This is a genomic window from Rossellomorea sp. DA94 (assembly GCF_029834455.1).
Lineage (GTDB): Bacteria > Bacillota > Bacilli > Bacillales > Bacillaceae_B > Rossellomorea > Rossellomorea vietnamensis.
This window is the reverse complement of the sequence record NZ_CP122397.1, coordinates 224,979-248,828: the sequence shown is the minus strand read 5'-3', so window position 1 is coordinate 248,828 and position 23,850 is coordinate 224,979. Positions and strand designations below refer to the sequence as shown.

Sequence of the window (23,850 nt, the reverse complement as noted above, 5' to 3'; positions counted from 1 at the left end):
CCTATTCCTCGTTCTGAAACGTTTGAATGTTCTCTTCCTTGGCATATAGCCAAACCGTCCCGTGGGAGGATTCCCCATCAAGGGGCAGATGGAGTTTCTGCTTCAGTTCTTCCACCCATATTTCATGAATGTTCGTTCCCGCTACAAACAGCTTTTGCTGGATCTTGCCCTTCCACTTTGGGTAAGGCAGATCCTGTCCCGAAGAGCTTATGGACAGATGGGAAGCATGAATGAATTGTTCAGGAGACAGAATGAGTCCGTCACTCATAAAAGAAGCGACAAAGGAGGAGCCCGGACGGTAATAAATTTCCTCCGGTGTCCCCGCCTGCAGGAATCGTCCCTCGTGTAACACCGCCACCCGGTCTCCCACCTCATACGCTTCATCACGGTCATGGGTGACGAACAAGACTGTGGTTCCTTCTTCTTTAAATACGGTCAGTACCCACTGCCTCAACTCTCTCCTCCGTTGCAGATCGAGGCTGCTGAAAGGTTCGTCCAAGAGTAACAGCTTCGGTTTCAGAATGAGGGAGCGGATTAGGGACACCCGTTGCTGCTGGCCTCCCGATAGCTCAGAGGGGTAATGATGCATGACTTCACCTAAACCGACTCTTTGAATATAGTCTTTCGCCTTCCTTTTATTTTCACGTTTCTTTTCCCCTCTCATTTCGAGACCGTACATGACGTTTTCAAGTACATTCATATGAGGGAATAACAAAGGCTGCTGAAAGACCATTCCAATCGGTCGGTTTTGAGGTTTGGTTGAAGAAATATCGTTACCATCTATTAATACCTTTCCCTTTGTAGCAGATTCTAAGCCTGCGAGAATCCGCAAAAAGGTTGATTTCCCCGAACCCGACGCTCCCACTAATGAAAGGATTTCCCCTTTCTTCAATGAGAAAGTTACATCATTCAAAATCTCTTTCTCTTTAAAGGTTTTGGACACTCCCTGGATATGTATGAATGGACTCACTTCCTCTTCCTCCTTCTTAGATGCTGGTAAGGGAGTATGAATGTCAAACACCCTTCAATTATGATGTATAAGATGAGGGGGATAAGGGCGAACACGATGGAGAATGCCGCCATCACCGCTTCATCTGCCGTATCGGTAAATGGGTAATAGACCATTGCAAGGGTGACGACGTTCCCCCCGCCTATAATCGCCGTCAACACGTATTGACTTAAAGAGATGACGATCGTCAGGAACAATACACTGCGTATGCTTGGAAGGAGCAATGGCAATTCGATATGGTATAAGCGCTTGATGGCACTCCCTCCCAGGATGGTTGATTGTTCGAGTAATTTCGAGCCGATCCGCTCATAGCCTGTTTTAAACATTTTAATGCTGTAAGGAATCGTCGGCACCAAATGAACGAGGGCGACCCCGAGCCAGTGATCGGAGAGGCCATATCGTATGAAGGTAATATGAAGGCCGATGGCAACGACTAACACAGGAATGAACAGGGGCAGCATCATGAGCGCTTCCATCAACGCTTTCCCCCTGAAAGAAGAAAAGGAAAACACCTTTCCCGCTGTGATGCCGATCAGAAGATTGAGACCTAATACGACTACTGCAATCCATACTGACACCCCTACTGAATTCAGAAACTTTCCTTCGTTCATCAAGAGTTCCCACGCCCTTACGCTTGGTTCACCTAGAGCAGGACTCCCCCATGCCGCTACACCATAAAAGCTTTTATACACTAAAAAGAAAAGGGGAAAGGCAAAAAGGATAAAGGATATGCTGTAAAATGACGTTTTTTTCATCATGACACCCCTAATTCCCAATCCCTTTAGTAATGTGCATCCGTTTCTTGTTCGTGAAGTAAAGAACGAGCCACATAAGGACTCCGATGCCGAGTCCGGTCATGACTAGGGAGGCAAACGCTAGTGGACGGTCACTCCAGTTACCGCTATAAAACCAGTCGTATGCAAGGATCGCAAGCATTTGTGGAGACGTTACCCCCAACAGCCGTGGAACTTCAAAGGCGGTAAAGATAAAGGCAAAAAGAATGGCCCCTGTTTCGATGAGGACAGGATAGATGAAGGGCCATTCTGCCACTCTGAACGTTTGATAAGGGCCCGCCCCCAATAATGAAGCCACCTCTTTATACCCTTTGGATAGGGTGGCATACACGGGTAACAGCATGAGGGTCACAAAGGGAACTTCTTTCCACACATACGTCAACATGATCCCGATCCCATTCCGGTCCTGTACCAATATGGGAAATTGACTGCGATCGTCAATCCAGCCCGTCACCCCGGCGATACTTGAAAAAAAGCCGCTCTGATTAAAGAGTAAGTAGACGAGATACGCCCATACAAAATGGGGGACCAGCATCGGGATCCACACCAGCAGTTTATGCCTGGTTTCCATTAACAATGGAGAGAAGGCCTTGACGATACCCAAGCCAATGAAAAGGGACAGGATCGTTGAGACCGCTGTTACTGTCAGACTGAACAGGACAGATGTAATAAAACGATCTTGCTCAAACAATTCCCGGTAATGTTCGAGTGTAAAGACTCCTCCGCCCCTTACACTTTCCCACATCGCAAGAACGATCCCGAGTCCCGGGATCAGGAGGAAAAAGAGGAGTCCCGGCAGGAGGAGAAGTGCGTTATTGGTTGGCCACTTCACGTATCCAGTTCTCCTTCAACCATTCAACATAGGCAGCATCAAGCTCACCCTTGAAGTTTTTTTCAAGCTTTGAGGCCTCCAGTACACTTTCACCGCGATCGATCTCCATGAATTTCTTCCTCCACTCTTCATCAAGCTTGTTATAGGAAATGGGCGAACTCTCTCCCCAATAATCCGGCTTGAGCTTCTCATACTGCGCTTCCGGGGACAGAAATTCATTGATGGCCACCAGGGCACCCTCTTTATTGGGACTATTGAAAGGAATGGCCAGGAAATGAGTGTTCCCGATGGATCCTATGTCACTCAATATGAACGGCTTCGTGCTTGCCGGAAACACGCCATCCTTGATCAAATGTTCCGCCCTTGCCTCGTTATATCCCATCGTCATCCATACCTCTTCCTGACTATACAGCTTATCAAGGTCCGTCAAGGTGGATGGATACGTCTCCCCTTTTCGCCACAGATAAGGCTTCATGGTGTTTAATTCGTCCCATACTTCCGCTCCTATTTCTTCTGACTTTTCCTCATCAAACCCGTCCCGGGCCAGATTCGAATCCGTTTTGGCATAGAGGAGATGTCTTAGAAATGCATTCCCAGTGAAATCACTTGGGTTTGGGTATGTGAATTTCCCGGGATTCTCTTTCATGAATGTTTTCAACTCTTCAAAGGTAGCCGGCGGGTTTTTCACTTTTTCACTATTATAGAAAAATACGAATTGAACTTTTCCCCAAGGGGCTTCGAATCCTTCTGTTTCCGTTCCGAAGTCATATTGAAATGCGTCATTGTCCGTATCATAGTATTGGTTGTAGTTAGGCAATTTGTCCGTAACGGAACCTGCCAACAGATCTTGTTCTTTCGCGTTTTTAAAATTTTCACCGTTGACCCAGACGATGTCGATCGTCCCCTTTTCTTTTCCTGCCCGTTTCTCGGTTTGCAGCTTCTGCAGGATTTCAGGTGTGTCTAAAGGTACCCTGTTCAATTCGATATTGTTCTTTTCTTTTAACATGGGGGCCATGACCTCATCAATATATCGATTGATCCCGTCATCTCCTCCCCACATGAACATATTCACTTTGGTCCCTTCTGCTTTCGAGGTGATCGTTCCCCACTCTTCATCAGGAATTTTCCCGCTATCGTTTGCATTTGTCGAACCGCAAGCCGATACTAATAGTAAGGAAAATACGCTTACAATTGCTAACCATATTCTCATCCATTCTGCTCCTCTGCGCTTTTCTATAATTATATAGTACTAAACCGTATAATATAAAAAAGTAATCTGCCTTACATATGTAAATGAATGCCCCAATAGTGGGTGAAAGAAACCGGAAGAGCACATCCCCCATGCCTTCCCGTGCTCATTTTCTCAGAAGGCTTGTAACCTTTTTGATCAAACTCTGTCTAATACAGTAAGGAGGTGACTCTAGCGTGAAGCGATTCATGATGATCATAATCATTCTACTAACGGGAATGGCCGGATGTGGAACAGCTGATGAAAACGACAGCCAGCCGGTCAAAAAAGAGACCGAACAGAGAGCGGGTGAAGATATTTCTGTACAGAAAGGAATTGTCGCAGGCGATATGGTACCTTCATTAACCAAGAAAGATGCAGATGGTCAAAGTGTATATGTATATAGTGTAAAAAACCAAACAGAGCAGGAGAAAACATTTTCGTTTTCATCCGGCCAGACAATCGACTATGAACTTCGCAACGAAAAAGGCGAGATCGTTTATAAAGATTCAAAGAATAAAATGTATACCCAGGCGTTACAGGACATCACTGTGAAACAAGGGGAAGCGTTTTCCCGCGAAATCGTCCTTCCTAAGGTTGAAAGCGGCTCTTACACATTGACCGTCTGGATGACTGCCAAGGGGGAACAGGATTATAAAGCGACGGCTAAGGTAGTGGTTGAATAGGGACACGCAAAAAGGATTAATCTCGGCCGGGGCACGGCGAGATTAATCCTTTTCTGTGTAAACGGGGATAGACCCACTGAGGGAGATGCGTTCTGGTGTCACGATGCATTTTCTTCCGAAGAACCTGACCCCGTGTCTCGCGGCTTCTTCCATGACCCGGGCAAAATGGGGATCAATTTCAGGAGCGGAAGTGATTCCCCTGAGATCTGTGCGCTGGGCAATGAATAGGACCGCCGTTTGATAGCTTCCCTTCATCTGTAAGTGGGTCAGTTCCTCTACATGCCTCGCACCCCTTGCTGTGACGGCATCGGGAAATTTACCCATTCCGTCCTCGACCATGGTGACACTTTTGACTTCGAGTAGTAATTTCTCATCATTTTGTTTATGTTTGAGGAGGAAGTCAAAACGTGAACCTCCCACCTTATATTCGGCTTTTTCCAGACCCCACCCCTTCAGCTCCTCCAGTACTTCCAACTGCAGGGCTTCCAGTACCAACCGGTTTGGATATTGCGTATTCAAGGAAACATACATATCGTTTACGGGATCATGGGTCATGACCGCTGACCACCTTGTTTTCCTTCTTGGATCCTTGGATTCCTGGAGCCAGATCGGCCCTCCAGGTACCAATAAGTCTTTCAGCCTGCCCGGGTCCGGTAAGTGGACCTTTTCTTTTGAACCTGAAGGGAGTTCGCATTCCAGCACAAACCGATTGAGCCGTTCAAGAAAGACGGCTTGGACCAAAGTGTCATGGAATGAAATATCTGCTAAAACGTCACGGTCCCTCATTTAAGTAAGGCGCTCCAGCTCTTGGTTTTACGGTCATAAGAAAGTAACCCGTTCGCCGGTAATTTGCGAATCTGCTTATAATCCTCTGCCATTTCATCCATGTCATAATAATCACCGATCACCCATATGGGTATCTCGATCTTCCCTCTCGTCAATACTGCTTTTTCAAGGGAGATGACCATTCCTTCTTTTAACTTATCCTGGAAGGAATGAATGACTTCCTTTCCGATCACAGGGTAGGGTTTCTCCTTCTTCATACCGAAGAGGCCCTTCCCACTCTTCATCGTACTGAGCTTTGATGAAAGGGTCGCTCCCAGCATATAATAGAAGTCCTCAAAATCCCGGTAATAAACCTTATTGAACCAGCCATCATCATGGGAAAGGTAGGCGTAGCGGTTATTCAGTTTAGAATAAAATGGAGGGTTCAATGGCTGCTTGATATGCCCCATATAAAGGAGTTCTGCAATTTCCTGTCCGTTCAATTCATCGACTCCGACCTCTTCTTCAAAATCGATCCAGCAGAAGTCTCCATAGCTCTGAACCCCGTCATCGATGATCTTCTTCATTTCGTCCTTTTCTACATATTCCATATGGGTATGTATATTGAAAGCACCATGTTCGTACTGATGCTTGATGAGAAGTAAGTTCTTTAAGGGTTTACGGGCATTCATTGCAAACTCGTTGAAATGGATTCCGTACGAAACGACATAGTGACGATCCGGATTCTTGTGAACATAGATGATATCTTTCATTTGGTTATTTGCCTTCAAGAACATTCCCTCCATCTGTTTAACACGGTGCACAGTTCATATTTTCTATTTTATCAAATATAGAACCTACTTGTTCTTTTCTATTTCATTTCAAAATGATGACAAAAGTCGCAGGGAATTGTCGAAAATAGTCATATTTGAGTGGTATAAGTGGAAGTTATACTTCTATTTCCTACTTTTCTTTTGGAATGCGTCGGTTGATTTCCGTTCCAGGTGCTCGCTTTCCGCGGGGCTGGCGGTGAGCCTCCTCGGGCTTTGCCCTGCGGGGTCTCACCTGTCCAGCGTTTCCCGCAGGAGTCGAGCACCTTCCACTCCAATCAACTTTAAGGATGTGATTTTTAAAATAGACAACTCTTAACACTTTGGTTTGAATAACTTCATCTCAAAGTATTTTGCGTCGATATTAGCTTCTAACAACATTTATAAATAGAATCTATTTCAATATCAAATACCTTTATAAACATGTAATAAATGGAATATTTCATCTCTGTTTTCCTCCTAATCCCTTCTGCCATCAACATTCCCAGTGAATACAAATATTCACCTGTTCCAAATACCTGTCATGTCCCGACAGAAGTTCTTGAATTTCTCGGGTCATGAGTAGAAATTTCCTTTCATTTCTATTAGACTAGGAATGTGAAATCTTTAGAAATTCAGGTGAATAGATTATGGAAACTCGCCAGCGATTTGCTGATAAGATCGATTGGGGTCTTCTCTTTTTATTGATGCTGTTCTTTATTGTAAGTGCAATGGGAATCAGCAGTGCCCAGACCTCAGGGCAATATGGGACAAACTTTGTGATTAGACAGGCTTTTTGGTACGTAGTGGGCGGTATCATCATCGGCGCTGCGTTATTTCTCGACTCGGATCAGTATAAACGGCTTGCCTGGTACATATACGGCGCAGGAATCTTCTTGCTCGTTTTATTATTGATTTCTCCGGAAAGCATTGCACCTCACCGGAATGGGGCCAAAAGCTGGTTCATGCTTGGACCGCTTGGATCGATACAGCCTTCAGAGTTCATGAAGACATTCTTAATCCTTGCTTTGGCACGTGTCATTACCAATCATCATGAACTTAATCCAAGAAAAACAGTGCAGACAGACTTTCAGTTATTGATTAAAATCGGCTTGACCACCCTTCTCCCCCTTGCTTTCATCATGCAGCAGCCGGATTTAGGGACATCACTGGTCATACTAGCCATCATGACGGGTATCATCCTCGTTTCAGGTATTACGTGGAAGCTGATTGTGCCTATCTATGCTTCGATCGGAGTATTAGGTGCAGGCATCCTTTCACTGGTCATATGGGCACCACAATTATTGGAGAAATATTTAAACGTGAAACCTTACCAATTCGGACGGATTTATGCCTGGCTCGATCCGTACAATTATGCGAAATTAGAAGGATTTCACTTGATCAACTCCCTTAACGCCATTGGTTCGGGACAGATTTTCGGGAAAGGCTACAGTGACCGGGAAGTGTATATCCCGGAAAATCATACAGACTTTATTTTCAGTGTCATCGGTGAAGAGTACGGATTTATCGGCGCAAGTGTCGTCATCAGCTTATATTTTCTGCTGATCTACCACCTAACCAAGACGGCCCTTGATACGAAAGAGCCTTTCAACGCTTATGTGTGTGCAGGGATCATCAGTATGATCACGTTCCATGTGTTCCAGAACATCGGAATGACAATCCAGTTACTCCCGATCACCGGTATCCCCCTTCCGTTCATCAGTTATGGAGGGAGCTCCCTCATGGGGAACATGCTGGCCCTCGGCCTTGTGTTCAGTATGAGGTTCCATCATAAGACGTATATGTTTTCTTCAGAAGATTCCTAATTACCGGTTGCATTCATCCCTGAAATGTGTAAAATAATAGTAATTAGATATGGAATATTCTGTGAAGAAGAGAGTAATCCCGACGTGGATCATAAGCGAGCCGGGGGCGGTGGGAGCCCGGTATGAAGCCCTGGATGAACCGCACTTCTGAGAAGTTCTTCTTGAAATCAGTAGGGAAGGACCGGGATCTCCCGTTATACAATGAGTGTCCTTAATCGGGAATAAGAGTGGTACCGCGAGCTAAACTCGTCTCTGTATAGAGACGGGTTTTTTTGTGTTTTATACTAATGGGAGGTGTAACAAGATGGACTTGAAATTAATATTTGCTCAAGAATTAAAGACTCAGCTCCTGCAGGACTGGAGCGAGAAAGAACTATACGATTTGATTGAAACTCCGAAGCACAGCCATTTAGGGGACTTAGCCTTTCCTTGCTTCCAGTTGGCCAAAACCATGAGAAAAGCTCCTGCACAGATCGCGAAGGAAATGGCCTCTGCGATTACCTCTCCCCTTTTCACCAAGGTAGAGGCGGTTGGACCTTATATCAATATTCACTTTAACGGGAGTAAAGCAGGAAAAGAAATCGTGTCGGGGATTTTGGCGAAAGGAAAGGACTATGGAACCCACACCTTTGGAAAGGACAGAACCGTCGTATTAGACATGTCCTCCCCCAACATCGCCAAGCCGTTTTCCATGGGGCACCTCCGTTCAACGGTCATCGGGAATGCCATTGCCACCATTGCCGAAAAATGCGGCTACCGCACCGAAAAAATCAATTACATCGGAGACTGGGGCACACAGTTCGGCAAACTGATCGTCGCTTTCAAAAAATGGGGAGACCCTGATAAGGTCAAAGAGAATCCCATTGCTGAGTTGTTCATTCTTTATAAAAAATTTCATGAAGAAGCAGAACTTGACGCTTCCCTTGAGGAAGAAGGAAGAAAAGCCTTTAAGCTCCTCGAAGACGGGGATGAAGAGATTACCGGGCTTTGGAGATGGTTTAAGGATGAATCACTCCAAGCCTTTAAGACGATTTACTCTTTACTTGGCGTCGAGTTCGATTCCTATAACGGTGAAGCATTCTTCAATGACAAGATGGAAGAAGTCGTGACCTTGCTTCAGGAACATCACCTTTTAGAGGAATCCCAAGGGGCTCAAGTCGTTCGGATGGATGATGGGAATCTGCCTCCCTGCCTGATCAAAAAGTCTGATGGAGCAACCCTTTATGCCACACGGGACCTGGCTGCTGCCCTTTATCGTCAGCGTCAATATGCCTTTGATGAAGCCCTGTACATTGTAGGCCAGGAGCAGACGATCCATTTCCAGCAAGTGATGAACGTGTTGAAAAAGCTCGGGTACACTTGGGCGGATGAAATGAAGCATATTCCATTCGGTTTGTATTTAAAAGATGGAAAGAAGATGTCTACAAGAAAAGGAAGGGTCATCCTCCTTGAAGAAGTGCTTCACGAAGCCATCAAAATGGCAGAGGACAACATTAAGCAGAAAAATCCTGACTTAAAGAATGCTTACAGAGTTGCAAGAGATGTCGGGGTCGGGGCAATCATTTTTCATGACCTGAAGAATGACCGTCTCAATGATATTGAATTCTCCCTGGAACATATGCTCACCTTCGAAGGTGAAACCGGTCCTTATATTCAATACACCTATGCGAGAGCCCAGTCCCTTCTCAGAAAAGCAGGACAGATCGATCCCCTGACATTTGAAGGTCTTGAAGATGCTGAAAGCTGGGACGTGATAAAGCAGCTGCGGTTATTTCCGGAAATGATCGAAAAATCATGGCAGCATTATGCTCCATCTATCATTGCCAAATATTTAATCGTCACATCACAAAGCTTTAACCGTTATTATGCTAAAACCAAAATCATTTCAGATGACAGCCAGCAAAATTCTCGTCTGGCCCTGGTTCATGCCGTGGGGATTGTCCTTGCCGAAGGATTACGATTATTGGGGATGAAATCTCCTGCCGAAATGTAGAATCCGAAAGAATACTGTCACTATTTCCCGAGAAATAGATTTATTTCGAGAATGTGTCCTGTTCAGTTCTTTAAGTGAGGGATGAATAGGATAATTCATGACTCCCTTTATGAAAAGTGATATACTTCTTATGTTCTATTAAATTCTAAATTAACGCTTTATTCATAAAGGAGATTACTTATGTCTGAACTACTTCACACGTTCGAAGCATGGTTAATGGATTACGGTGTATGGGGACTGATCATCGTCTCTTTCGCAGATTCATCTTTCTTCCCGATTCCACCTGATGTATTACTGATTCCATTGGCGATTGCTAACCCTGGCAGTGCCCTGCTTTACGCACTTTATACGACGATCGCTTCCGTCATCGGAGCCCTTTTTGGATGGTTGATCGGGAAAAAGCTGGGTCGCCCGATTCTTGTTCGTCTATTCTCTGAAGCAAGAATTCAAAAAGTAGAAGAGTACTTTACAAAGTTCGGCCCTATGGCCTTACTGATTGCAGGTCTGACACCGGTCCCTTATAAGATTTTCACCATATTCGCAGGGGTTTCCGGTGTGAAGATCCGGGTACTTGTGATCTGGTCGATCATCGGCAGGGGGATACGCTTTTTCCTGGAGGGTGCAATCATTCTCACACTGGGAGCAAAAGCAAAACCTTTTATAGAAGAGAACTTCACTTTACTGACACTTGCTGCAGGCGGTGTACTGATTCTTGTCTATCTCGTCTACTTGGTCATCAAAAAAAAAAAGCAAACTCCTTGATCAGCTGATCTAAAAAGGAGCATGGGATGATCCCATGCTCCTTTTTTATTCGGAAGTTCCCACGACAAAGCGCAGATGCTTATGTAATACGCGCAGGGACTGCCTGCTGCCTTCATAGAGTTCCCCATCCATATCAAGCTTCTCATCCTGTCCGAGTTCAATATGGGCTTCTTTTGCTTGTATGTGCATGATATCGTCATATTCTTCGCTGATATTACCTGTACTTTTAATGACGAGAAATTCCTTCAGCAATGGAAATCCACTTTTCTTCACTACATATATGTCCATCAATCCATCGTCCATATTGATACACGTAGGCAGTGGATTGGATCCGATCGAACGTCCGTTTGCGACCAACAGCATGACGACCTCTTCTTCCACTACCTCATTTTCCGTCGTGACCTTCACATTCAAGATAGGTGAATCCTGAATCGATTGGAAAGCACTGATATAATAACTCAGTTTCCCGAGGACGCTCTTTGATCCTACATCAATATTATCGCTCGTCTGGGCAACCAGTCCCGTGCCCCAGAAGTTACTGAAATACCTCTCCCCTGCTTTCACAATGTCGATTTCCTGTTCATAAGGCTGTTCGGTTATAAGACGGACAGCTTGTCCAATATTCATCGGAATGCGCAGGGAGCGGGCAAAATCGTTACATGTGCCACCAGGAAGAATGGCGACAAGCGGACGATCACTGAGAACTGACAGCCCATTGATGGCTTCATGGATCGTACCGTCCCCGCCCATGATGACCACCAGCTCAAAACGACTCCCTGATTCCCTGCAGACCCTTTCGGCATCTCCCTTTTCTTTTGTTTTATGAATGATGAGTTCGTTGCAGATATCCAATAAAGGGGGAACGGCATCCTTCAACAGGATTTCGAGTGTCCCTTGACCTGCCTTGCCATTGCATATAAGCAATACTTCCGAAAATCTTGCCATGAATATCGTCACCTAACCTATAGATTTAGTATGGTACATAAAAAGAGGCTGACCCAAAACGATGAGTGATGATCATCCTTATCGGACCAGGCCATATGATTAGAAAATATTTCAACCTATCATGGGTACTTACCGGCTTTTGAAGCCAATGAATCTTGGGTCAACCTCTTTTACTATGCCGTATTCGAGTCTTCCTGAGGGACTTGGAGTACAGATCGATAGGCAATTCCGAGACGCCCTTTGATATAGCTTTGGGGGTCATAGGGAATATGCTGATGCTGCATGCGATGAAGCTCCATTTCTGCAAACATAGCCAGTGCACGACAGACCTGATCCAATGCCATGCTTATACGATGTGGATCTGCAAGCTGGTCCCGGCTCATACAGTAGTATGAAATCTCATCTGCCTTCTTTCTGATTTCCTTTAATGCTTGTGGATCAAACATCATTCTTTCCATGCCTAACCCTCCCCTTTACCTTTAGCTATAGTATATCGGGAAGAATCGGGAATTATGTCTGTCCTATATTTCGGATAAGCATGGATTATGAATCTTGTGTTAACGTCTTAGGTAATGGTTGATACTGCTTTAGTGAATGAAGAATTTCCCGTCTTGATTTCGTTTTTGAAATATTCACACCGACGTTCGACAATTTCGTTATCACTTTTTTAAAGCGATCGTTCTCCTTTACCACGTTATTCACCTCTTTTTAAAATATCGTTACCTATTTGTACGTTTTACTCCGTAAAAGGTTTCACTTATTGTAATATGGTTTTCCTTTTCCCTAAAAATGAAACGATAATCCTACTTTTACACATTTCAGAAGAATAATTTGTTTCGAATTACACAATTTATACTCATGAAAACTAAATTGACATGTATTCTAATCACAACGTCCCTTTTTTTTAGTCTAATTGGTCTACATAAAATAAATGCCGTAAGCACGTATATTGTAAAAAAAGGAGATACACTTTGGACCATTTCCAGGGAGTTCCAAATCGGATTATCTGAAATGATCCGTGCGAACCCCCAGTTGAAAGATCCAAACATCATTTATCCGGGTCAAAACATTAAGATCCCTGGCATCACATCCCAAAGTTCATTCGAAAACCAAGTCATTGAATTAACAAATAAGGAACGGGAGAAAAACGGCCTCCCTCCTCTTCACTCTGACGGAAATCTCTCTCGGGTCGCCTTGTATAAGTCCCGTGATATGAGGGATGCCGGGTACTTCTCCCATAGAAGCCCGACCTACGGAACTCCCGATGAGATGCTGACACGTTTCCACATCGTATATAGCGAAGCTAGTGAAAATATCGCTGCCGGTCAAATGAGTCCTGAAAAAGTTGTCCGGGACTGGATGGACAGTCCGGTTCACCGTAAGAACATTCTCAACAAGTCCTATACACATGTTGGCGTAGGATATGCCGATGGTGGGACTTACGGGTCGTACTGGACACAGCTATTTATTGCGAAAGAAGGTCCGTCCCTCCAAAAGCTCAACTAAGTTTGGAAAAACATGTTCAGAATAAGAGTGGGATATAGGATGGATAATAAGGGTGTACTGCCATTATGATCAAGGGGGAATATTTCATGCAAGTACGTGATATTATGTCGACAAATGTGGAAGCAGCTTCTAACCAGGATTCACTTGAGAGCGTCGCTTCCAAGATGAGTTCCAGAAATGTTGGTTCCGTTCCTGTCGTTGAAAATGGGCAGGTTGTCGGGATGATTACGGACCGTGATATTGCCACTCGTGGACTGTCTCAGGGTGCACAGGGAAATGTCTCTCAGGTTATGTCACAGCAAGTTGTGACCATTTCTCCTGATGCATCCGTAGAAGAAGCATCGGCTTTGATGTCCCAGCATCAGGTGCGCCGTTTGCCTGTTGTGGAAAATGGTCAGCTGGTCGGGATGCTGGCTTTAGGAGATTTGGCAGTACAGCAGAAATCCGATCAAAGTGCCGGAAGTGCCTTAAGCGGAATCTCCCAGAATCACCTTCGCTAATAAAGGCTTAAGAGCAAAAACTTCATAGCTTCCTTTTACTGAATAAGGGGCTTCTGCAGCCCCTTATTCAGCATGTAAAGAGGTCTTAATCGACTTATTGTGACGAAGAGATGGGTATATCGTAATTTTTTTCATGTTCAGGAAGGATTTTCTTTGTTTGTGACGAATTTGTGATTAATGCAAAAGGTGTTTATGGAGGAGGAGGTTTTGTATGAGTCGTGCTGCACGATCGTACCGTAAGGAAGTTCGTCATTTTAAACGTGAGAACCGCAAAAGAGTCTTCGCCGACAGCATTCTTGATTTCTTATTTATGTTATTTGGTATTTCAATGATCACGGGGATTTTGTTATTTGTTTTAGGATTTTGGAATTTTTATTAATCAGATCTCTGCCATTATTTATCCTATTTTAATAGCTTGAACGCTTAACCGTCGCCATGGATTTCTATGGCTTTTTTTGTGTTCCGAGCTGCACTCACTACATAAAAAAACATTATTCAAATAAACACAAATAAGTTATTTCACAATAATTATCCACGCTATTACTTTCGTCATTAACGTAGCACGAAAACCTTTATTACTATGATGAAATAGTTCGACCCACTAAATAATATCTGGTAATATTTTAATATTCAGATAATAACTTGACTTTCATTTTAAATTTTCAGATAATAATACATGTAACCGACACAAATTTTCGAGGGGGTTATCATGGATATTTTAAACAATTTAGTTACGGAAGCAAACTCCATATTATGGGGGTATATTTTAATCGGTGTACTGCTCATTTTAGGATTATACTTCACAATCGGATCTAAATTTGTTCAAATTCGCCATATAGGTGAAATGCTTCGATTATTAGGGGATAAAGATGTCGTTGAAGCAGAAGGGGAAAAGCAGATTTCTTCCTTACAGGCATTCTTTATTGGAGCAGGTACTCGAATTGGTACAGGTAATTTAGCAGGAGTAGCCATTGCCTTAGCAATTGGGGGACCTGGAGCGGTCTTCTGGATGTGGCTCGTTGCCATTCTTGGAGGAGCCAGCGCCTTTGTCGAAAGCACATTGGCACAGATTTATAAAGAAAAGGATAAGGTAGGATTCAAAGGCGGCCCCGGCTACTATATGAAGAAACAACTGGGCAAGCCCTGGATGAGTTCGATCTTTGCGGTTACCATCATCCTTTCCTTCGGGACAACCTTTAATGCTGTCCAAAGTAATACCATTGCAACGGCCTTCAGTAATTCATTTGGCATCAATACGTTTGTCATTGGAATTGTACTGGCCGGATTGACTGCACTCATCATCTTTGGCGGTGTGAAACGCATAGCCAACTTTTCATCTTTCATTGTACCGATCATGGCAGGCTTTTATATTATTCTAGCTCTATTTGTAGTCATTACGAATATCACTGAAATGCCCGGCGTCATCGCCATGATTTTCAAGAGTGCCTTCGGCTTTGAACAAGTCGTCGGTGGGGGTATCGGAGCTGCGATCATGAACGGTGTAAAGCGTGGGCTATTCTCCAATGAAGCCGGAATGGGTAGTGCACCGAATGCAGCGGCTACGGCATCGGTTTCCCACCCTGTCAAGCAGGGGTTCATCCAGGCACTGGGGGTATTCTTTGATACGATTCTTGTATGTTCCGCGACGGCCTTTATCATTTTAACATCAGACGCATACGGTTCCGGTTTGACTGGAATTGAACTTTCTCAAGCAGCCATGTCTGAACACTTTAACTCATGGGCCGGAATCTTTCTGGCGATTGCCATCTTTACCTTTGCCTTCAGTTCCATCATTGGGAGTTATTATTATGGTGAAGCCAATCTTCCATTCATTAATAAAAGCAAGACCGGCCTTCTGATCTACCGCTTCATTGCACTGGGAATGGTGGTCTTCGGGTCTGTCGCAAGTCTTGATATCGTCTGGAGCCTCGCTGACTTTTCAATGGCCTTGATGGCCCTTACGAACTTGGCCGCCATCGGTGTCCTTGCACCGATCGCCTTTAAGGCTTTGGACAACTATATGACGCAACGTCGTCAAGGATTGGATCCTGTCTTCTATGCAGATGATATTCCTGGTTTAAAGAATGTCGAATGCTGGCCAAAGCGTCAAAGTGATATGCCTAAAAAAGCCGTAAATGAATAATCAACCTTATACGAAAGAGCAGGACCAGGTCCCTGCTCTTTTTTCTTGTCATTTTTTTCTATTCCATTCTCAGGTATACTATTGATAGAAAGTTAGTCAAAGGAGCCATAACATGATGAGTATCCTATCTGCTCTTCTAGGGGTATTATTTTTTCTTAACCTGATCCTTGCCGCTGTCATCATATTCTTGGAGCGGAAAGATGCGGGAGCGACCTGGGCCTGGCTGATGGTGTTGTTCTTCATTCCATTTCTGGGGTTCATCCTCTATTTGGTGTTCGGGCAGAACTTGAGCAGGAAAAGGTTATTTGACTGGGAGGATATGAAGAAGATCGGAATTGAAAGCTTGATTCACAATCAGATTCGATCCTTGAAGGAACATCGTTTTCCTTTTAAAAATGAAATCGCCTTTCGTTATCAGGATCTTATTTATATGCATCTGATCAATAATGAGGCTCTACTGACCCAGGATAATGAGGTCACCTTTTATACACACGGAGAAGACAAGTTTGAAGCGCTGTTAGAAGACATCGACGCAGCAGAGGATCATATTCATATACAATATTATATTTTCAAGAAAGATCAGCTAGGTATGCGCATCTTGAAGAAGCTCTCGGAAAAAGCTAAGAAAGGCGTAAAGGTCAGGGTCCTATACGATGAAATGGGGTCCAGGCGAACGAGGCGGGGGTTCTTTAGAGACCTCCTCTCTGCCGGTGGTGAGGTGGAAGTGTTTTTCCCTTCGAAGATCCCCTTTATCAACCTTCGCTTAAACTATCGAAATCATAGAAAGCTTGTGATCATTGATGGAAAAGTTGGCTATGTAGGCGGCTTTAATATCGGAGATGAATACCTGGGCTTGAACCCCAAGTTCGGTTATTGGCGGGATACCCACCTCAGAATTGCCGGCAGCTCTGCACTCGCCATGCAGACAAGATTCATCCTCGATTGGAATCAGGCAAGCCGATCAAAGAAGATTGCCTATGACCTGCGATACTTTCCCCCGCCATCTTTCACGGGGGATGCAGGGGTTCAGATTGTCACATGCGGTCCCGACTCGGAATGGGAGCAGATAAAAAATGGCTATATCAAAATGATTTCATCAGCCAAGGAATCCATCTACATCCAGACCCCATACTTCATTCCAGACGTCAGTCTCCTCGATTCTTTGAGGATTGCTTCTCTTACGGGGGTGGATGTCCGGATTATGATCCCGAATAAACCCGACCATCTATTTGTCTATTGGGCGACGTATTCGTATATCGGGGAGCTCCTGAAAGCCGGAGCGAAGATTTATATTTATGATAATGGATTTATACATGCCAAAACGATTGTCGTCGATGAGGTCATTTCCTCTGTCGGTACAGCCAATATCGATGTACGAAGCTTTCGTTTAAACTTTGAGGTCAATGCCTTTTTATATGATCAGGCACTCTCTGAGGGTCTTGGAGTAGTGTTTAGAAAGGACATTGAAAAGAGCAGGGAATTAACGTTGGAAGACTATCATCAAAGACCTTTGACGATCAAAGTCAAGGAATCCATATCAAGGCTGTTGTCCCCGATCTTATAGATGGGATGATTGGACATTGCCATCTGCGGATAGAAAAAGGCATAATAGACTTATTGTGAAAGAAAAAGAGAGGGATGAGATCATGAGTGTGCACAAAGAAATTTCCAAGCATTCCAACATGCAAAATCAGCTTGTTCAGCAATTTATGAAACTGGATGAGCAGAGAGAAAAAGCGATTGACGAAGCTGTTCAGCTTTGTTATGCCGGAAAACCTTTTACAACAGATCACATAAATCAAGTAACAAATGAAATCAATACCCTGGCAAGACGCGGGGTCGTTCCGCAAAGAAAACTTGTGACAACGGAAATGGTTGAGGAATATGTCGCGAGACTAAAATAAGCTGGACAACATAAATAACCCTGATTCGTCTGCAACCATTCTGATGGTGAGATCGTTTCAGGGTTACTTTATTTGAAGGCTGAAATTTAGGCTTTTAATGCGCTATTCCACCCATCATAAACAAATACAGGCTGTGTATCGTTTTCTGCTCGCTCTGTCACCACATAGTTTTTATGTGCTACGACCGTTTGATCATCTGGTAAGTCCAGTTTCTTCGCAATTTCCCTATCCATTTTGACGATGACGGTATTTTCTCTCAAGGTCGTGACGACACCATTGATGACATGTTTCTTTCTTTTAAACTGAATCGTATCCCCAAGGTTTGCATTCTCTTTTGAATAAACGAATGTATTTTCCATTTTAAAGTCCCCTTTTTAGTTAAAATGATCGTTCTCTTTTTAATTGAAAGAATTTTCTAATAATATTATTTTAACTTGTATTTATATAAATTTCAATGAATGACTTATCCTTTTTGTACCACAATTACATAAAGTCAAAACCTTTTGATGTCTTTTTTCAAAATCTTTTACAGCCAAAGCGATGCCTGGCTGATTTTCGCTCCAGGTGCTCGCTTTCCGCGGGGCGTGAGTTGAGCCTCCTCGGGCTTTGCCCTGCGGGGTCTCAACTTTCCCGCAATTCCCGCAGGAGTCGAGCACCTTCCGCTACAATCAGCGTCAAAGTGAAGTTTAAAGACTTGTTTAGCAGTGCCCTTCAAGATAAACACTTTCAAGGTAAAATCATTTCTCTATATATACTTTTACATTCCATAAGGAAAATCCTTCCTTTTTGTATTTTTATATAAAAACAGGCATCCGTGGGTAGCGGATGCCTGTTTTTTAGTAAGCTAATGCCTTCTTCTTTTCTTCTTTCATTAGGACGAAGCAGAGAAAGATGCCTAGGAGTGACAGGACTGCGAAGAAGAGGTATACCGTGTAGATGGAATAGGTTTCATAGATGAAACCTCCCACGAAGGTACTGAACCAATTCCCGAGACCATTTCCGATGGCGGAATAGACGGTGACGGCAGTAGCTGTAATATGTGCCGGCGTGATTTCTTTGATGTAGCGTAGCCCCGCAGGAATGAATAATCCGATGGCAAGCCCCTGCATCACCGCTGAGGAATAGACCAGCCATAGACTTGGTTCTGTGAAGTAAAATAGCCAGCGGATCATGGATGCAGCACCTGCCAGCGCCGCTACGGTCAAGAGACCGAACTTATCAATCCACCCTCCCGCGATTCTCATAAACGGTACTTCTGATAGGACGGCAATCAGAAATGCGAGACCGATTCCGGCGTACGTACCACCTGAATCTTCTACGAATAATCCGAAATACACGTTATTGGCTAAATTTGGGCCGAACACCAGGAACGTGACGGCCAGGAAGATCAGAAACTTCTTCATCGTGAATAATTCCTTCATCCCGGCTTTTAGATCAAGCTTAGCTGCCGCTCTCTCTTTAGGAAAACGGAAGGATAGGAATCCGGATAGGACCAGACAGATAAAGAAGGAGTAGAAAATGATCGTCGGTCCGATGAATCCCTCTGAAAGCCTCCCCATGACGAACACGGCAATCCCGAATCCCAATGAGCCGAACAGACGAATATTTCCGTAGTTATAACCGACTTTACTTGTATACTTCAAGCTGATGCTGTCAGACACGGGAATGATGGCACTTTGGAAGATCGCAACTAAAATCGCGACCACCAATAGTCCATAGTAAACATCCATGAATAAATAACCAAGAGCAAAGATCCCTGCAACTAAGGAGGTTAATCCCAACACGACGGTTGGCTTATTGGTTGTGTCACTGACCATCCCCCATATCGGCTGGAAGAAAATCATCATGATCGGGCCGACAGACATGATGGTTCCGATCTGATATCCATTTAACCCCACACTTTCACTTAAATATACACTGAGTAAAGGATATAAACTTCCAACCCCGAAGAAGGTCAATAGATAAAACCCTTGTAACGTAAAAATTTGATTTCGCACATTTCTTTCCACTACCGTATCCCCCAAGATGTTTTTTGTCTATCTTATAGTAGACCTTGACCGTTCAATTGTCTATGTGTTTATGCCTTTTTATGGATAAACTCCCGCGTTTTATGATGCATGCCTTGCTACGGCGATCTCCCGCCGCTTTCGTTTGATCCAGCTGTGGCAGTCATGCCCTGCATGTATATTTCCAATAAATTACCGTTTGACTTTTTCGATTAAACCCTTTAAAGTATGGAAGTATATTTTAAGTGAACTGAATAACATATCTTCTTATCCAGAGAGACGGAGGGACTGGCCCTGTGATGTCTCGGCAGCGGACTCATGATGAGTGCTGTGCCACATCCAGCAAGCGTAATGCTTGAAAGATAAGAGGAGTGTTTCGTTTGAATGAAACCTCTTCTTATACTGGAAGAGGTTTTTTTATTTGATTTCACACGACAAAGGAGTGTTTGACATGAACCAAGAAAAAGGTAATTTACTGGCTTTATTGCCCTTGATCATATTTGTTTCACTGTTCCTTGGAGCGGGGATCCTTTCAGGAGATTTTTATGCATTCCCTGTACTGGTATCCATCATCATTGCCTCCATTGTAGCCCTTGCGATGAATCGGAAAGAGTCGTTAACCTCTAAGGTTGAACGGTTCGCAAAAGGTGCCGGGCACCCGGACATTATGATTATGGTCTTTATCTTCTTATTAGCCGGTGCGTTTTCCGGTGTAGCAGAAAAGATGGGCGCCGTTGATTCAACCGTCAATTTTGCCCTATCCGTGCTTCCTGGTAATCTGATCATTGTTGGATTATTCATCATCGCCGCTTTCATTTCCCTATCAATGGGGACATCAATGGGGACGATTGCAGCACTTGCCCCAATCGGAGTAGGCATCAGCTCAGGAGCCGACATTTCTATGCCACTTGCTATGGCCACCGTCATCGGGGGAGCGATGTTCGGGGACAATTTATCGTTCATCTCGGATACAACGATTGCAGCCGTACGCACACAGAAAACCGAAATGAAGGACAAGTTCAAAGTGAACTTCTTCATTGTCTTACCCGCAGCCATCATCACGATGGTCATCCTTTTTTTCCTTACGATGGGGACTCCATCCTCCGTCGACGCAGGAAGCTTCGACTGGATTAAAATCATCCCTTACCTCGGAGTGATCATTGGGGCCCTTGCAGGATTAAACGTATTTGTCGTTTTAATCGGCGGGATTGTGTTGGCAGGGGTTATCGGATTTTCGGATGGAAGCTTTACCCCATCGAGTTACTTTGGTAGTGTAGCCGACGGGATGACGGGCATGGCAGAGATTGTGATCCTTTCCATCCTGATCGGCGGAGTCGTCGAACTGATTCGTCATAATGGAGGGATTCAAGCTATCCTTTACCATGCCACACGTAAGATTAAATCTCCTCAGGGAGCACAGCTTGCAACAGCAGGCTTGGTCAGTTCGACGAATCTTTGCACAGCCAATAACACAATTTCCATTATCATCGCAGGACCACTGGCCAAAACGCTTAGCGATCAGTATGGCGTAGATTCCCGTAAGTCAGCAAGTATCCTCGATATTTTCTCTTGTGCCGTTCAAGGGTTGATCCCATACGGTGCACAGGCACTGTTAGTGGCGGAAGTAGCCGGCATATCACCTGTCAGCATCATCCCTTATGCCTTCTACCCTGTCCTGATTGCCGTTTGCGGACTGATTGCGATTCAATTCGCCCTTCCGAAGTTCACACGGAGAACCGCTACTGATGGAGATCCGGTCCGTTCTTCTTAGTCCGTTGGAAAAGAGACAAATCCGTCTGGGTTTGTCTCTTTTTTGTGTCTGGGTTATTCAAACACCATTAAAAAAGCAGACCCCGATTTCCGGAATCTGCTCTTTTCTTATAACAAATCATTCACATGATACAGTTTACCACTTTCAATATTGGTTTTGGTTATGAGAGCCACCAGTGCATCCGCTACCGTGTCCGTGCTGCGCAGCATCCCCTCTTCTTTGTAGCGCTGGAACGACTCAACCTCGGCAAAGGCTTCTTTGGAGGACGAGCGGATTTCCCCCTGCATATCCGTATCCATCACTCCCGGACTGAAAGCGATGACCTGATGACGGCTATGTGTGTTGGAGAGCTCAAGGCTCACCGTTTCAGTCAGCATATTGACTCCCGCCTTAGTCGCGCAATACGTACTCCAGCCATAAACGGGACGACTTCCCGCTCCTGAACTGATGTTGACCATGATCATTTTCGATTCAGAGCCTTTTGCTGCCTTGAGCAATTCATTGGTGGCGATCATAGGTGAAAGTAGATTGACGTGGACACTCGTTTCCATTGCTTCATTTTCCACTTCACCCGACGTATTGATCGGTGTCACCACGCCTGCATTTTGAACGACATATATCTTCTTGGCTCCAGATCCAAATACCTTTGCCCCTACTTCGCGGAACACCGCTTCTGTTTGTCCCGATTGAGATAGATCACAGGGAAAGAATTCATACGACACTTCTTTTTCCCGTGCAAGCTTTTGTAAGCTGTCATTATCCGAACGGGATATATTGAGAATACCGATGCCTTTTTCAATAAAGAGCCTGGCGACGGACTCCCCTAATCCCCTTGTTGCTCCTGTCACGATTGCATAATCCATTTCGAATCATCTCCTTCTTACATACTGATTATAAAGGAGAGTTTCCTTTCCTCAAAAAATTAAGCATCAAGTTAACCGAATTTTTACTAATATTTGTGAAAAAGCACACCATCAAGGCATGCTCTCATCAATCAAATGATATTCCGGTATGAGGTCGGATAGTGGTACGATCGACGCTTTTTTCTCATAAAGGGGAAGAAATTCTTTTAACATGGTGGCAACCTTCATGCCTGTAACCCCCACATGCCCGATCGCGATGGTTGCATCATCACGATCCAATGTCTTTGAAAGGAGTCTCGCCTGCTTCCCGATGTGTTGAATGGTGTAGATATCATCAAAGAATAATTCGTTTTCTAGGTATGGGACGCCCATTTCCTTTGCAAGCTTCGGAATGACACTCTTTCCTGTTGTTTTACTATCCAGATAAAATAAACCCCTTTCCTTGCATATGCCGAGGACAATCCTCATGACCCGCTCATCAGCGGTGGCCTTCGAGCCCATATGATGATTGACTCCTACTGCATAAGGAACCTCTTCCAGGGCTTGCTCCACTCTCTTCCTGATTTCTTCATCGGATAGGGAGGTCGTGATGGCCCCCGGTCCGAGCCAGCTCGCTTTCCCTGACATCGGTTCCATGGGTAGGTGGACGATAACCTCATGTCCATTTTTATGGGCTTTTTCCGCATCTGCCTTGGTCGTTGGGAGAAAAGGCATGACCGCAATCGTCAACGTGACGGGAAGGCTCAGAATTTCCTCCGTCCCTTTCATGTCGTTTCCTAAATCATCGATCACAATCGCAAGTTCATTCTGATGTGCCGGAAGAGGAAGGATGTTTCTTGCTGAAGCGGACATCTGTATGGAAAAAGTCATAAGTAAACAGATAACAAGGGTTCTCATATAGCATCACTCCTTTTTCTTTAGGATGTCCATTTTAATGAGGATATACGAATGGAGGTCCGTCCCTCAAAAATCAGCAAAAAAGAAAGCCGGGAAGCGTAAATACGCTTCCCGGCTTGGAATTCAGGAGGGACGGACCTATTGATCCCAGGCTTTGGTGGGACGGTCTTTAGGGTAGCCGTGGGTTTGGCGATATGTTTTTCTTTGTGTTGTGAAGTCCCACCAGTTCTTACTGCTTTCAGGGTAATTGGCGTGGTGGACGACACACCTGAGTGAGTCTTCCACGCATGGGTCCATCCAAACACCGTACTTCTTCTCTAAGTCGATGATAAGGTCTTCCCCCTTCTCTCCCTTGATTTCTTCAAATGTATAAAATCCAAGATCCTCTACAACATTGTGAGCCATATTGGGTCCAATGGAAGGGATCTGTTGAAATATGGACATGCCGACTAAATATCGGGATCTTTCCATTGTAATGTTCAGTTTCTCCCGGAGAAGTTCAGGAGAACATTCATGTAGATCGCCGAGTCGTAACTTGGCTTTGCGGAGGGCTGACCTCTCCTGATCAGTCAATGGAAGTTTAGGGCTTTTTCTGCTCACCTTTCGTCTCC

At 44.5% G+C, this 23,850-nt stretch carries 25 protein-coding genes, 1 riboswitch and 1 other annotated feature; of the genes, 11 read left to right on the top strand and 14 right to left on the bottom strand.

The genetic code is table 11. The features are described from left to right. Position 1: 1 nt before the first annotated feature. Genes P8596_RS01380 through P8596_RS01365 form a run of 4 tightly spaced genes read right to left on the bottom strand, consistent with a single transcriptional unit; the run spans position 2 to position 3,845 of the window. Positions 2-970 (bottom strand): ABC transporter ATP-binding protein, encoded by a 969-nt coding sequence (locus tag P8596_RS01380; protein WP_224521623.1) that lies wholly within the window; start codon positions 968-970, stop codon positions 2-4. Next, complete coding sequence (locus P8596_RS01375; protein ID WP_279725579.1) at positions 967-1,767, bottom strand: ABC transporter permease; 801 nt, start codon at positions 1,765-1,767, stop codon at positions 967-969. Before P8596_RS01375 ends, P8596_RS01380 begins: the two co-directional genes overlap by 4 nt. Positions 1,768-1,774: 7 nt before the next feature. Further along, positions 1,775-2,635, bottom strand: coding sequence for an ABC transporter permease (locus tag P8596_RS01370; protein WP_279725577.1), 861 nt, complete (start codon positions 2,633-2,635; stop codon positions 1,775-1,777). Continuing rightward, positions 2,616-3,845: an ABC transporter substrate-binding protein gene (locus P8596_RS01365; protein ID WP_279725576.1), complete on the bottom strand. Its 1,230-nt coding sequence runs from the start codon at positions 3,843-3,845 to the stop codon at positions 2,616-2,618. Before P8596_RS01365 ends, P8596_RS01370 begins: the two co-directional genes overlap by 20 nt. A gap of 215 nt (positions 3,846-4,060) precedes the next feature. Here P8596_RS01365 and P8596_RS01360 point away from each other — a divergent pair, with 215 nt between their 5' ends. Further along, the gene (locus P8596_RS01360) at positions 4,061-4,549 is read left to right on the top strand and encodes a BsuPI-related putative proteinase inhibitor (protein ID WP_051758443.1); all 489 of its coding nucleotides are present in this window, start codon (positions 4,061-4,063) and stop codon (positions 4,547-4,549) included. A 42-nt stretch (positions 4,550-4,591) separates the two neighbouring features. On the opposite strand, the gene sfsA is transcribed toward P8596_RS01360, so the two are convergent. Both sfsA and P8596_RS01350 read right to left on the bottom strand, forming a co-directional pair. Next, positions 4,592-5,335 (bottom strand): DNA/RNA nuclease SfsA, encoded by a 744-nt coding sequence (sfsA, locus tag P8596_RS01355; protein ID WP_051758444.1) that lies wholly within the window; start codon positions 5,333-5,335, stop codon positions 4,592-4,594. Continuing rightward, positions 5,332-6,111 (bottom strand): hypothetical protein, encoded by a 780-nt coding sequence (locus tag P8596_RS01350; RefSeq protein ID WP_174523042.1) that lies wholly within the window; start codon positions 6,109-6,111, stop codon positions 5,332-5,334. The genes sfsA and P8596_RS01350 overlap by 4 nt, the downstream gene beginning before the upstream one ends. A gap of 662 nt (positions 6,112-6,773) precedes the next feature. On the opposite strand from P8596_RS01350, the gene P8596_RS01345 reads away from it, so the two are divergent. The 3 genes from P8596_RS01345 to P8596_RS01335 all read left to right on the top strand — a co-directional run bounded on the left by P8596_RS01345 (position 6,774) and on the right by P8596_RS01335 (position 10,704). Further along, on the top strand, positions 6,774-7,949 hold the full coding sequence (locus tag P8596_RS01345; RefSeq protein WP_034763125.1) for an FtsW/RodA/SpoVE family cell cycle protein: 1,176 nt from the start codon (positions 6,774-6,776) through the stop codon (positions 7,947-7,949). A gap of 52 nt (positions 7,950-8,001) precedes the next feature. Further along, positions 8,002-8,206, top strand: a binding site (T-box leader). A gap of 47 nt (positions 8,207-8,253) precedes the next feature. Further along, positions 8,254-9,942, top strand: a complete 1,689-nt coding sequence (gene argS / locus P8596_RS01340) for an arginine--tRNA ligase (RefSeq protein ID WP_224521627.1) — start codon at positions 8,254-8,256, stop codon at positions 9,940-9,942. Positions 9,943-10,122: 180 nt separating this feature from the next. Next, complete coding sequence (locus tag P8596_RS01335) at positions 10,123-10,704, top strand: YqaA family protein (RefSeq protein ID WP_159361023.1); 582 nt, start codon at positions 10,123-10,125, stop codon at positions 10,702-10,704. Between the two features lie 45 nt (positions 10,705-10,749). Here the strand turns inward: P8596_RS01335 and P8596_RS01330 are convergent, their stop codons facing one another. The 3 genes from P8596_RS01330 to P8596_RS01320 form a co-directional block, all read right to left on the bottom strand. Then, a complete protein-coding gene (locus P8596_RS01330) occupies positions 10,750-11,649 on the bottom strand; it encodes a diacylglycerol/lipid kinase family protein (protein WP_159361022.1) in 900 nt (299 codons plus the stop codon). A 173-nt stretch (positions 11,650-11,822) separates the two neighbouring features. Further along, the gene (locus tag P8596_RS01325) at positions 11,823-12,107 is read right to left on the bottom strand and encodes a hypothetical protein (protein ID WP_224521628.1); all 285 of its coding nucleotides are present in this window, start codon (positions 12,105-12,107) and stop codon (positions 11,823-11,825) included. Positions 12,108-12,192: 85 nt separating this feature from the next. Beyond that, a complete protein-coding gene (locus tag P8596_RS01320; RefSeq protein ID WP_098351100.1) occupies positions 12,193-12,342 on the bottom strand; it encodes an Lmo0850 family protein in 150 nt (49 codons plus the stop codon). Positions 12,343-12,507: 165 nt separating this feature from the next. Between P8596_RS01320 and safA the strand changes: the two genes are divergently transcribed. The 6 genes from safA (at position 12,508) to P8596_RS01290 (ending at position 17,702) form a co-directional block, all read left to right on the top strand. Continuing rightward, positions 12,508-13,155 carry a SafA/ExsA family spore coat assembly protein gene (gene safA / locus P8596_RS01315; protein WP_279726948.1) on the top strand — a complete coding sequence of 216 codons (648 nt, stop codon included), beginning with the start codon at positions 12,508-12,510 and terminating at the stop codon, positions 13,153-13,155. A gap of 86 nt (positions 13,156-13,241) precedes the next feature. Continuing rightward, entirely contained in the window at positions 13,242-13,655 is a 414-nt protein-coding gene (locus P8596_RS01310; RefSeq protein ID WP_034763135.1) for a CBS domain-containing protein, read from the top strand. 211 nt (positions 13,656-13,866) lie between these two features. Continuing rightward, positions 13,867-14,034, top strand: a complete 168-nt coding sequence (locus tag P8596_RS01305; RefSeq protein ID WP_156030145.1) for a hypothetical protein — start codon at positions 13,867-13,869, stop codon at positions 14,032-14,034. Positions 14,035-14,364: 330 nt separating this feature from the next. Next, entirely contained in the window at positions 14,365-15,798 is a 1,434-nt protein-coding gene (locus P8596_RS01300) for an alanine/glycine:cation symporter family protein (RefSeq protein WP_224521629.1), read from the top strand. 115 nt (positions 15,799-15,913) lie between these two features. Further along, positions 15,914-17,362 (top strand): cardiolipin synthase, encoded by a 1,449-nt coding sequence (cls, locus tag P8596_RS01295; RefSeq protein WP_224521666.1) that lies wholly within the window; start codon positions 15,914-15,916, stop codon positions 17,360-17,362. 82 nt (positions 17,363-17,444) lie between these two features. Further along, complete coding sequence (locus P8596_RS01290) at positions 17,445-17,702, top strand: YpbS family protein (protein WP_224521630.1); 258 nt, start codon at positions 17,445-17,447, stop codon at positions 17,700-17,702. Between the two features lie 86 nt (positions 17,703-17,788). Here the strand turns inward: P8596_RS01290 and P8596_RS01285 are convergent, their stop codons facing one another. After that, on the bottom strand, positions 17,789-18,061 hold the full coding sequence (locus P8596_RS01285) for a DUF2187 family protein (RefSeq protein ID WP_051758445.1): 273 nt from the start codon (positions 18,059-18,061) through the stop codon (positions 17,789-17,791). 477 nt (positions 18,062-18,538) lie between these two features. Next, a complete protein-coding gene (locus P8596_RS01280; protein WP_279725575.1) occupies positions 18,539-19,711 on the bottom strand; it encodes an MFS transporter in 1,173 nt (390 codons plus the stop codon). Positions 19,712-19,972: 261 nt separating this feature from the next. Then, positions 19,973-20,077: riboswitch (SAM riboswitch) on the top strand. An 82-nt stretch (positions 20,078-20,159) separates the two neighbouring features. Here P8596_RS01280 and P8596_RS01275 point away from each other — a divergent pair. Then, the gene (locus P8596_RS01275; RefSeq protein WP_279725574.1) at positions 20,160-21,479 is read left to right on the top strand and encodes a Na+/H+ antiporter NhaC family protein; all 1,320 of its coding nucleotides are present in this window, start codon (positions 20,160-20,162) and stop codon (positions 21,477-21,479) included. 107 nt (positions 21,480-21,586) lie between these two features. Here P8596_RS01275 and P8596_RS01270 read toward each other — a convergent pair whose 3' ends face one another. The 3 genes from P8596_RS01270 to P8596_RS01260 all read right to left on the bottom strand — a co-directional run bounded on the left by P8596_RS01270 (position 21,587) and on the right by P8596_RS01260 (position 23,839). Continuing rightward, positions 21,587-22,342: a (S)-benzoin forming benzil reductase gene (locus P8596_RS01270; protein WP_279725573.1), complete on the bottom strand. Its 756-nt coding sequence runs from the start codon at positions 22,340-22,342 to the stop codon at positions 21,587-21,589. 111 nt (positions 22,343-22,453) lie between these two features. Further along, positions 22,454-23,239 (bottom strand): divergent polysaccharide deacetylase family protein, encoded by a 786-nt coding sequence (locus P8596_RS01265; RefSeq protein ID WP_279725572.1) that lies wholly within the window; start codon positions 23,237-23,239, stop codon positions 22,454-22,456. A gap of 138 nt (positions 23,240-23,377) precedes the next feature. Further along, positions 23,378-23,839 carry a helix-hairpin-helix domain-containing protein gene (locus tag P8596_RS01260; RefSeq protein WP_279725570.1) on the bottom strand — a complete coding sequence of 154 codons (462 nt, stop codon included), beginning with the start codon at positions 23,837-23,839 and terminating at the stop codon, positions 23,378-23,380. Positions 23,840-23,850: the final 11 nt, after the last annotated feature.